Origin of the sequence: Micromonospora sp. CPCC 205546 (assembly GCF_036902715.1) — a bacterium.
Taxonomy (GTDB): domain Bacteria; phylum Actinomycetota; class Actinomycetes; order Mycobacteriales; family Micromonosporaceae; genus Micromonospora.
In genome coordinates, this window is the sequence record NZ_JBAKHL010000003.1 from 133049 (window position 1) to 142855 (window position 9807).

The 9807-nt window shown below is 75.5% G+C and carries 5 protein-coding genes, 1 rRNA gene and 1 pseudogene; 3 read left to right on the forward strand and 4 right to left on the reverse strand.

Features of this window, described 5'->3' with window-relative positions:
• Window positions 1-57: 57 nt before the first annotated feature.
• Window positions 58-1623: pseudogene (locus tag V6U77_RS01985) on the reverse strand (hypothetical protein); the annotation flags it as partial.
• An 86-nt stretch (window positions 1624-1709) separates the two neighbouring features.
• On the opposite strand from V6U77_RS01985, the gene V6U77_RS01990 reads away from it, so the two are divergent.
• Both V6U77_RS01990 and V6U77_RS01995 read left to right on the forward strand, forming a co-directional pair.
• Window positions 1710-2969, forward strand: a complete 1260-nt coding sequence (locus V6U77_RS01990; RefSeq protein ID WP_334604351.1) for a polysaccharide biosynthesis protein — start codon at window positions 1710-1712, stop codon at window positions 2967-2969.
• Between the two features lie 21 nt (window positions 2970-2990).
• Window positions 2991-5522: a DUF5005 domain-containing protein gene (locus V6U77_RS01995; protein ID WP_334604352.1), complete on the forward strand. Its 2532-nt coding sequence runs from the start codon at window positions 2991-2993 to the stop codon at window positions 5520-5522.
• A 44-nt stretch (window positions 5523-5566) separates the two neighbouring features.
• Here V6U77_RS01995 and nudC read toward each other — a convergent pair whose 3' ends face one another.
• Window positions 5567-6487, reverse strand: a complete 921-nt coding sequence (gene nudC / locus V6U77_RS02000) for an NAD(+) diphosphatase (RefSeq protein ID WP_334604353.1) — start codon at window positions 6485-6487, stop codon at window positions 5567-5569.
• A gap of 181 nt (window positions 6488-6668) precedes the next feature.
• Between nudC and V6U77_RS02005 the strand changes: the two genes are divergently transcribed.
• Window positions 6669-8483, forward strand: a complete 1815-nt coding sequence (locus V6U77_RS02005; RefSeq protein ID WP_334604354.1) for a VanW family protein — start codon at window positions 6669-6671, stop codon at window positions 8481-8483.
• Window positions 8484-8636: 153 nt separating this feature from the next.
• Here the strand turns inward: V6U77_RS02005 and V6U77_RS02010 are convergent, their stop codons facing one another.
• Together V6U77_RS02010 and rrf are read right to left on the reverse strand one after the other, a co-directional pair.
• A complete protein-coding gene (locus tag V6U77_RS02010; protein ID WP_334604355.1) occupies window positions 8637-9350 on the reverse strand; it encodes a hypothetical protein in 714 nt (237 codons plus the stop codon).
• A gap of 368 nt (window positions 9351-9718) precedes the next feature.
• Window positions 9719-9807: ribosomal RNA gene (gene rrf / locus V6U77_RS02015) — 5S ribosomal RNA — on the reverse strand; the annotation flags it as partial.

Sequence of the window (9807 nt, forward strand, 5' to 3'; positions counted from 1 at the left end):
GATACCGGCCCGGCGGCGGGAACCGGCGGCAGCTCACCGCGGACCGGGGCCGTGCGCGGCCGGGTTCTCGTACAGGGTCAGGTCCTCGCCGGCGTACACCTCGCGCAGCCCGACCAACGCCGCCGGGTCCACCCGCTGCCCGCCGGCCACCCGTTGCAGCACCACCCAGCGCACCCCGGTGTCCCGCACCGGGGCGCCGGCGTCGAGCACCCGCCGCACCTGAGCGACGCGCGGGTTCTCGCCGCTCACCTCGCTCGTGCCCACCCAGAGCGTGTCGTCGACGAGGACGTCCGCGTCGACGTAGCGGGGCAACGGGTCGAGCGCCGTCCGGCCGCCGTTCCACGGATAGGCCCGGTAGGAGCCCAGCGGCAGCGAGAGCACCTCGCCCGGCTGGCCGTCGAGGCGGGCGGCGACGGCGTCCCAGTCCGCCGGATAGGTCACCGGCCGCAGCCGGCCCGCCGCGCCGAACGCCAGGTCCGGCAGGACCACCACCGGAAACACCAGCGCCCCGGCCAGCACCGCGCCCGCGCCGGCCCGCCCGGTCCGGCCCGCCGCCCCGGCCAGCCGTTCCGCGCCGAGCGCGAACCCCAGGGCGACCAGCAGGGCGTACGGGACGAGGAACTTCTGCCCGTCGCGCAGCACCCCGGCTCCCGGCACCGTGGCCACCAGCCACTCCAGCGACGCGCCCAGACCGGGCAGCGCGCCCAGGGCGGCGAGCAGGAAGCCGCCGGCCGCCAGCACGGCGAGCCGGTCGCCGAACCCGTCCGGCCAGCGGCGGCGCAGCGCCCGGTAGCCGAGGACCGCCACGGCCAGCACGACGGCGGTGGCCACCGGCGCCAGCGGGGACGACCGGCTCGCCGGCGTGGTCTGCGCGTTCCAGATCCCGCCGGTGCCGGCCAGGGCGCCGAGCGCCCCGCTCCAGTTCTCCGCCCGCGCCGCGAACGCCGCCACCCCGTCGGGGTCGGTCCGGGCGTCCGCCCGGGTCAGGGCCGCCGCCACCAGCCAGGGCGCGTTCAGCAGCAGCACCACCGCCACCGCGATCGCGCCGACCCGGCCGCCGCCCCGGCGCGGCACCAGCACGACCGTGGCCGCCAGGGCGATGAGGCCACCCGTCGGGGTCACCGCGCAGAGGGCGGCGGCCAGCACCAGCAGCGGCAGCGCCCACCGCCCACCGGCCCGCAGCCGGATCACCGCCAGCACCAGCCAGGGCAGCGACGCGTACGCCAGGAGCAGACCCCAGTGCCCGATCAGCAGCCGCTGCGCCAGGTAGGGCGTCCACGCGTACCCGACGGCGGCCACCAGCCGGGTGACCGGGTGCCGGGCCGGCACCAGCAACCCGGCGCCGACGGTGGCGAGCAGCAGCACCGCGACCAGCGCCAGCCGCTGCACCAGCCACCCGGGCACCGCCTGGCTCGCCAGCGACACCAGGGCGTCCAACGGCACCGCCCGGGGCAGCGAGTCGGACGGGGCGACGAGTTCGGCGCGCCACGGCTGGTGCGGCACGAAGACCATGTCGTAGCTGAGCACGTAGCCGGGTGCCGCCAGCGGAGCCAGGACCAGCAGGGTGACGGCCAGCCCGAGCCCGACGAGCATCGACCTCTCCCGCAGGGTTGACCTCCTCATTACGCTGACCGGGCGTGGCACCGGCGTGGCGCCACTGTACGCGCGCCCGTCGCACCCCCGGGAGTGCCGGCGACACGGGACGGTTGATGGGTACGGATTCGGAGAAGCCCGGCCGGGCGACCGGTCTCGGCACCGCCGGCGTCGCGGTGACGCTGGCCGGCGTGTTGGTCAACGGGCTCGCCTACGTGGTGCCCGTCCTCGGCGCACGGCACCTCGACCCGGCGGAGTTGAGCGCGCTCGCCACGCTCCTGGCGCTGGGTGCGATCGGCGGCGTGGCCGGCACCGGGCTGCAGATCGCGGTCGCGGTGCACCGGGCCCGGCACGGTCGCGCCGCCACCGCCCGACCGACCCTGCTCACGGTGCTCGTCTCCGCCGCGCTGCTCGCCCTGACGCTGCCGGTGGCCGCCGTCCAGCTCCGGCTGACCGCCCCGGCGGTGCTGCTGCTCGGCGTGCTCACCGTGGCCGTCGTGGCGGCGGGCCGCTGGCTCGGCGAGTTGCAGGGCGACCAGCGCTTCCTGCGCCTCGCCGGCGGCATGGCGCTGCTCGGCGCCGGCCGCTACGGGGGCATGGTGGCCGGGCTCGCGCTCGGCGGCGGGCTCACCGGGTCGCTGCTGGCCGGCGCGCTCACCTCCGTTCTGGTGCTCGCCCTGCTGGTACGCCTCAGCCGGGGCGCCGGCGTCGACCCGGCCGTGCCCACCCTCGCCACCCGGACGGTGCTCACCGCCAGCGGCGCCACCCTGGCGATGCTGGTGGTCTCCTACGTGGATCTCCTGCTGGCCCGCCGTTTCCTGCCGCCGGACGTCTCCGGCACCTACGCCGTCGGCACCGTGCTGACCAAGGGGGCACTGTGGGCGCCGCAGGTGGTGACGGTGATCGCGCTGCCCCGGCTGGCCAGGGGTGACCGGCGGGCCCTGCTCACCGCGCTGGCCCTGGTCGCCGGCGCCGGGGCGGTGCTGGTGCTCGGCTCGGCGCTCGCCGGCGGGCTGGCCTTCCGCCTCGCCGGCGGCCCCGACTACACCGCGGCCGGCCGCTACGCCCCGCTCTTCGCCGCCACCGGCGCCCTGTACGCGGTCGTGTTCATCCTGGTCAACGCCCGCGTCGCGGCGTCGGCCCGGTGGCCGGCCGCTCCGCTGTGGACGTCGACGGTGATCTTCGTGGCGGCCGTGGCGACCGTCGTGCCGCGGACCGTCGCCGGGATCGCCGGGGCGGCGCTGGTGACGGCGGCGGCCACCGCCGTCGTCACCGGGCTCATGACAATCACCCACGAACGGGACAGCAGGCCGAAACGCACCCGTACGGCCACTACCACCCCAGCGGGAGGACATGTCACAGTGCGGGACGGATGACCAGGAGACGGGGGTTTCTGGGTGAGCGTCAGCACGGCCACGACCGGATCCGGGCCAGGGAAGGGCCGCGCACACGCCCGCTGGTTGCTCGTGTTGTACGCCACCACGCTGGTGCTCACTTTGACGGCCGGCGTGCCGGGCCGGGCGCGGGCCGAGGGCGGCATGTCGGCCGACCGGCTCACCGCCCTCTTCGAGCGCTACGGCGACACCTCCGGCCGGTGGAACGGCGCCGACCGGACGGCCTCTGTCCGGCTCCCGGACGGCCGGCTCCTCTGGCTCTTCTCCGACACCTTCCTCGGCCCCGTGGGCCCGGACGGCTCCCGCCCCCGCACCGCGTCGTTCATCAACAACTCGGCCGTGGTGCAGCAGGGCGACGAGCTGCGCGAGACGGTGCACGGCGGCACCGCCGACGACCCCGCCTCGCTGGTGCCGCCGCCGGCCGCCGACCAGTTCCACTGGATCGGCGACGCCCAGGTCGTGGGCGAGACCCTCCAGGTGCTGGTCAACCGCTACCGCCGCACGGGCGACGGCCCGTTGGACCACGTCCTGCTGGGCACCTCGCTGGCGACCTTCGCACTGCCCGGCCTGACGCCCACCGGGGTCCGGCCGCTGCCGCTCGGGGAGCGCATCTCGTGGGGCTCCACCCTGCTGCGCGACGGCGGACACACCCTGGTCTACGGCACCGAGGCCAGCGGCGAGACGAAGTTCGCCCACGTCGCCCGGGTCGCCGGGACCGACCTGAACGGCCCGTGGGAATTCTGGACGGGCACCGGCTGGGCACCCACGGCGGAGCGATCCGCGCGCATCCTCAGCGGGGTCGGCACGTCGTACGGGGTGCAGCGGGTCGGCGACCGGTACGTGCTCGTGACCCACGAGAACAACCTGGTGTTCAGCGCCGACCTGGTGGCGTACTCGGCCGGCGGGCCGACGGGTCCGTTCGACGGGCCGGACTACCTGCACCGCGCGCCCGAGACCAAAGCCGGGCACCTCGTCTACGACGCCGACCTGCACCCCGACCTGGCTCGTCCGGGCAAGCTGCTGGTCTCCTACAACGTCAACAACGTCGACGACGCCGTGACGTACGCCGACGCCGGCCTCTACCGGCCGCGCTTCGTCGAGGTCGACTGGCCCCGCCCCCGGCCGGACCGGGCCGACGTGCCGCCGGCGCCGGCGGCGCTCACGGCCGAGGCGCGGGGCGCGGGCAACGCCGAGCTGCGGTGGCGTCCCGTCCCGACCGACGACGAGCTGCGCTACCTGGTGCACCGCCGAAACGTGACCGCCGGCCAGACCCACTTCGTGCGGATCGGCGAGCCGACCGCCGAGCCCCGCTCCTCGGCCGACTTCCTGGTCAACGGGCACGAGTACGAGTTCCGGGTGACCGCCGTCGGGCGTCGGGGCGAGGGCCCTCCCTCGCCCGTGGCGCGGATGACCGCCACCGTGCCGCCGCCACCGCCGCCGGGCGGGGTGCGGGCCGAGGCCGGCCGCACCGGTGACGTCGCGGTGCACTGGGAGCCGGTGCCGTTCGTCCAGCTGTTCCGGCTCTACCGACGCGACGTCACGGCGGGGCAGCGGGAACCGGCCCTCGTCGGCTCGTTCACGGGCACCAGCGCGACCGTCGGCTCGCTGTGGCACGCCCGGACGTACGAGTTCACCGTCGTCGCAGTCGGCGGCGGCGGGGACAGCCCGCCCTCGACGCCCGTCCGGGCCACCGCCTCGGTCAGCCCGCCGGCCGCGCCGGCCCGGCTGACCGTCCAGACCCAGGCGGACGGCAACCTCCGGCTCGGCTGGCCCAACCTCGGGCCCGGCGTCTCCTACCGGGTCTACCGGCGGGACGTGACGGCGGGCCAGAGCCGCCTCGGCTCGCCCGCACTCGAGACCCGGCCGAGTCACCTCGCCCGCCACCTGGAGCACGGCCACGAGTACGAGTTCGCCGTCAGCGCGGTGGACCGCGACCGCGAGGGTCCGCTCTCCCCGCCGGTGCGGGCGCAGGCGCGCTTCACCGCGCCGACGGTGGTGCCGACCGACCTGCGGGTGACGAAGACCGGGCCGGGCGAGGTGGAGCTGACCTGGCGGTCGGCCGATCCCGGCGGGTGGCACCGCGTCTACCGGCGGGACCTCACCGCCGGGGAGCGGGAGTTCACCGAGGAGGAGGTGCCCGTGCAGGGCACCGAGGCCACCATCCGCCAGCTGCGCAACGGCCACGAGTACGAGTTCGTCGTCGCCGCGGCCAACCAGGCCGGCGCCGGACGGCAGAGCAGGCCCGTCCGGGCCGTCCCGCGGCTACCCACGCCGGCCGGGCTGGCGGCGACGGCGGCCGGCACCGGCGAGGTCCGGCTGACCTGGCGTCCGGCCGGGCCGGGCCTCTCCTACCGGGTCGAGGTCCGCGACGTCACGTCCGGCGGACAGTGGCGGACGGACCCGGTGCCGGTGGGCGGGACGGACTTCACCGCCGTGCTGCTGGTCCGCGGGCACCGCTACGAGTTCCGGGTCGCGGCCACCGACGGCGTCGACACCGGTACGCCGTCCGCGCCGGTCGCCGTGCTCGTCCGCTGAGAAACCGGCGGCGGCCGCGTCGCGCTGGAGGAGCTGGCGCCGAGTCAGGCCCCGGCGGCGAGCCAGGAGTGCAGCAGGTGGTGGTCGATCGAGTCGACGCGGCCCAGCGGCCGGCCGGCGGCCGCCCGCTCGCGCAGCTCGTCCCGGGTGAACCAGCGCGCCTCCAGCAGCTCCTCGCCGTCCACCCGCACCTGCTCGGAGGCGGCGGTGGCCCGGAAGCCGACCATCAGGCCGGCCGGGAAGGGCCACGCCTGCGACCCCGCGTACGCCAGGTCGGTCACCGTCACCCCGGCCTCCTCGGCCATCTCCCGCCGGACGGCGTCCTCCAGGCTCTCGCCCACCTCGACGAAGCCGGCGAGCGTCGAGTACGACCCCTCGGGCGCGCCCGCGTGCCGGGCCAGCAGGCAGCGGTCGGGGGCGCCGGGCGCCTCGATGAGCACGATGACCGCCGGTTCGATCCGGGGGAAGAGGAGCCGGCCGCAGTCCGCCCGCGCGCACGACCGGACGTGTCCGCCGCCCCGGGTGACGGTCGACGCCCCGCACGTGCCGCAGAAGCGCTGCTGCCGGTGCCAGTGCAGCAGCCCCCGCGCGTACGCCTGGACGGCCGCCCCGGCCGGGTCGAGTCGGCCGACCAGCGCCCGGACGTCCACGGCGGCACCCGCCCCCGCCACCTCGACGGCGGCGGCCTCGGGCAGCCCGGAGAGGTCCACGGCGAAGACGGCCGAGCCCTCGTCCATGCCGAGGAAGACGGTCTCGTCGGCGACGGCGAGCGCACCGGCCGCCCGCTCCCCGGTCAGCCGCACCGGCGCGTCCCCGGCCACCAGGCAGCGGTCCCGCCAGAGCGGCAGCAGGGTGCTCGCCGGGTCCGCCAGCAGGGCCGCGAGCCGTTCGGGGTCGGTACGCAGTTCCCCCGCCCGGTGCAGCCATCCGCCCCCGTACGCCAGGACCGCCTCGTCCGCACCCATGCCCCTACCGTGCCATGCCCGTCGCCCCGGCCCACGAGCGGCCGGCGTCCCGCGACACGCCGCGCGACACGCGGTGACGCGACGGTCGGGGCGCAGGCTGCCGCCCCCGCCCGAGCGCCGGTTACCGTAGGTGTCTTCCGGGCGGAGGCGTGCTCCCCCCGTTGTGGTACGTCCGATCGAGGTGACCGTGACGCTGTACGGCGAGAAGACTCCACCCGCCGACGACCGCCCCACCGTGCAGGTCAAGGCCGTGACCTGGCCCGGTGAGGAGCCGGCGCCGCTCGCCCCGGCGGGTGGGCCGGGCGGATCACGGTCCCGCCGGGTCCGCCTGCTGCTGGCCGCCGGGGTCGCCACGGTGGTGCTGGGCTCCGTGGCGGGGGCGGGCGTCTACGCGTACGCCGGTGACGTGCCGCGCGGGACGACGGTGCTCGGTGCGGAACTCGGCGGCCGCAGCCGCGCGGACGCCGCCCGGGAGCTGCGGGCGGAACTCGAACGCCGCGCCGCGGCCCTCAGCACCCCGCTGTCGGTACGCGTCGGCGAGCGGACCGCCACGATCGACCCGGCCACCGTCGGCCTGGCCGTCGACGTCGAGGCCACGGTGGTGGCGGCGACCGAGGCCGAGGCGCACGCGGTCGACCGGCTGGTGGGCTCCCGGACGGTGCAGCCTGTCGTGACGGTGGACGCGGCCCGGCTCGACGCCGCCCTCGAGAAGGTCGTCGGCGACCAGGGCCGAAAGATGACCATGCCGGCGATCACCTGGAAGGGCACCACGCCGAAGGCGGTGCACCCGAAGCCGAGCCTGGCGCTCGACCCGGAGGGCTCCGCGCAGGCGGTGCGGGACGGCTGGCTCAGCGGTCAGCCGGTGACCGTGCCGCTGGTCGAGAAGCACCCGGAGACCACGGCCGAGGAGGTGGACCGGCTGGTGGCCGAGCTGGCGAAGCCGGCCGTCGCCGCCCCGGTCACGCTGTCCACCGGCAAAGGCTCGGTGCAGATCCCCCCGAAGGCGATCGCGAGGAGCCTGCGGTTCACCGCCGACAAGGCCGGGAAGCTGACCCCGCAGATCGACGTGAAGCGGCTGCGCGCCGCGCTCGGCGACGACCTGACCGCCATCGAGGTGCCGCCGCGGGACGCGCGGATGACCATCTCCGGCGGCAAACCGAAGGTCGTCGACGGCAAGCCCGGTCAGCAGCTCGACAGCGCGGCCCTCGGCCGCGACCTGCTCGCCGTCCTGCCGAAGGCGGACGGCCGGAAGGTCACCGGCGAGCTGAAGCCGGCGGAGCCGGAGCTGACCGCGGCGAAGCTGGCCGGGCTGGGCATCAAGGAGCGGGTCTCCAGCTTCACCACGCGGTTCACCGGTGGGCTCTCCTCGCCGCGCAGCCAGAACATCGTCACGATCGCCAAGGACGTGGACGGCACGGTGGTGCTGCCCGGCGAGACGTTCTCGCTCAACGGCCACACCGGCGAGCGCGGCTACGCCCAGGGCTACCGGGACGCCCCGGTCATCCTCGACGGCAAGCTGGTCCCGGGGGTGGGCGGGGGCACCTCGCAGTTCACCACCACGCTGTTCAACGCCACGTACTACGCCGGGCTGGAGGACGTCGAGCACAAGCCGCACTCGTACTGGTTCAGCCGCTACCCGGCGGTCATCGAGTCGACCATCTTCTGGCCGGACCTGGACTTCAAGTTCCGCAACAACACCGAGCACGGCGTCCTGATCGACACCTCCTACACGTCGGGTTCGATCACCGTGTCGATCTGGAGCACCAAGATCTGGGACAGCGTGAAGACCGAGTACAGCCCGCGCCGCAACATCACCCAGCCGACGACGGTCTACCTGAAGCCCGGCCCGACGTGCATTCCGGCCAACGGCAGCCAGGGCTTCACCCAGGACGCCTTCCGGGTGATCAAGAAGGACGGCAAGGTCGTCAAGCGGGAGAAGTTCACCTGGCGCTACGCCGCCGAGCCGCGCTTCATCTGCGGCCCAGAGCCGTCCTGACGCCCGCGCGGATCACCCTGGGAGGAAGACCGCCGGCCGCCGCCGGCGGGGCTTCCTGTCGTACGCACACCGCGCCCGACCGTCGAGGCCGTGCGACCCGGTCCGGGGCCGGGCAGCGGGCACGACGTGACGTCGCGCCCTGTCGCCCCTGCCTCAGCGGTGCCGGAACCACAGGTTGGGCTCCGTGTAGGTGCCCTCGTCGCGGTCGCGGTTGACGTGCAGCGGCGTGAGCCCGCCGGGAATGACGTAGTCGCCGCTGTCGGGGAAGACCATGCCGGTCCACCCCTGCCACTCCGCGACGGTGCCGGTCATCGTCTGCGAGCGCGGTGCCGTGGCGATCAGCCGGGCGCCGAGCCGCCAGTGCGTACGGACCCACGGGTCGAGCGGGGCGCCGTCGTCCCGGGTCCAGGTGGCGAACCGTTCGATCGGGGTCAGGGGGTAGCGGGCCTTGAGGGTGGGTCGTACCGGGGCGACGACGCGAGGCCAACCGCGCTGCTCCGCCAGGGACCGCAGGGCGGTGATCAGGTCGCCGGCCAGGCCCCGGCCGCGCAGGTCGGGACGGACCTGCGCGGCCATCACCACCAGGGTGTCGGGGGTGTCCAGTTGGTCATGACCGGTGAGCGCCCGACGCAGTGAGTCGGTGTAGCCCCCGGGCAGGTACGCGGGGTCGCCGTCCCAGCGGATCGGCACGCCCCACCCCGCGGCGCAGAGTTCGTCGCCGTCGAGCAGGGCCAGCTCCAGGTCGGCGAAGACCTCACGCACGCGACGCAGATGACGATTCGCCTGCCGGTCGGCGCCCATGAAGGCGGGCCAGCCGTCGGCGAACAGCCGCTCCATCTGCTCGTCGGGCCGAGGACGTGCCCGCATGCGTTCCACGACGGTCCGCACATCGCCCTCCTGCCCACTGGTTCCGCGGCCCCGCCGGGAACCACCCGTGCCCGACGTCCACGCACCCCTGAAAGCCCCGCTGCTCGCCTGAGTGTGCCCGGCGCCGGAACGTGGGTCCAGCCCCTCCGACCGCGCTGGAGGCTCGTGCGGCGCTCCCGGAGGCCCCTGCGGTCATATCGGCGGTGCCCACGGCCCCGTCGGAGACTCGCGCGGCCGTGTCGGCGGCGCCTGCGGCAGGGCACGCGGGCTCCCACGGCAGGGCCGTGCTCCCGGCGGTGGGGCCGGCGAAATTGCTGTACAACGCAGTTCAGGGCCACCCCGAAAGGGTGACCCTGAACCGAAAGATTGTCCGGCGGTGTCCTACTCTCCCACACCCTCCCGAGTGCAGTACCATCGGCGCTGGAGGGCTTAGCTTCCGGGTTCGGAATGTAACCGG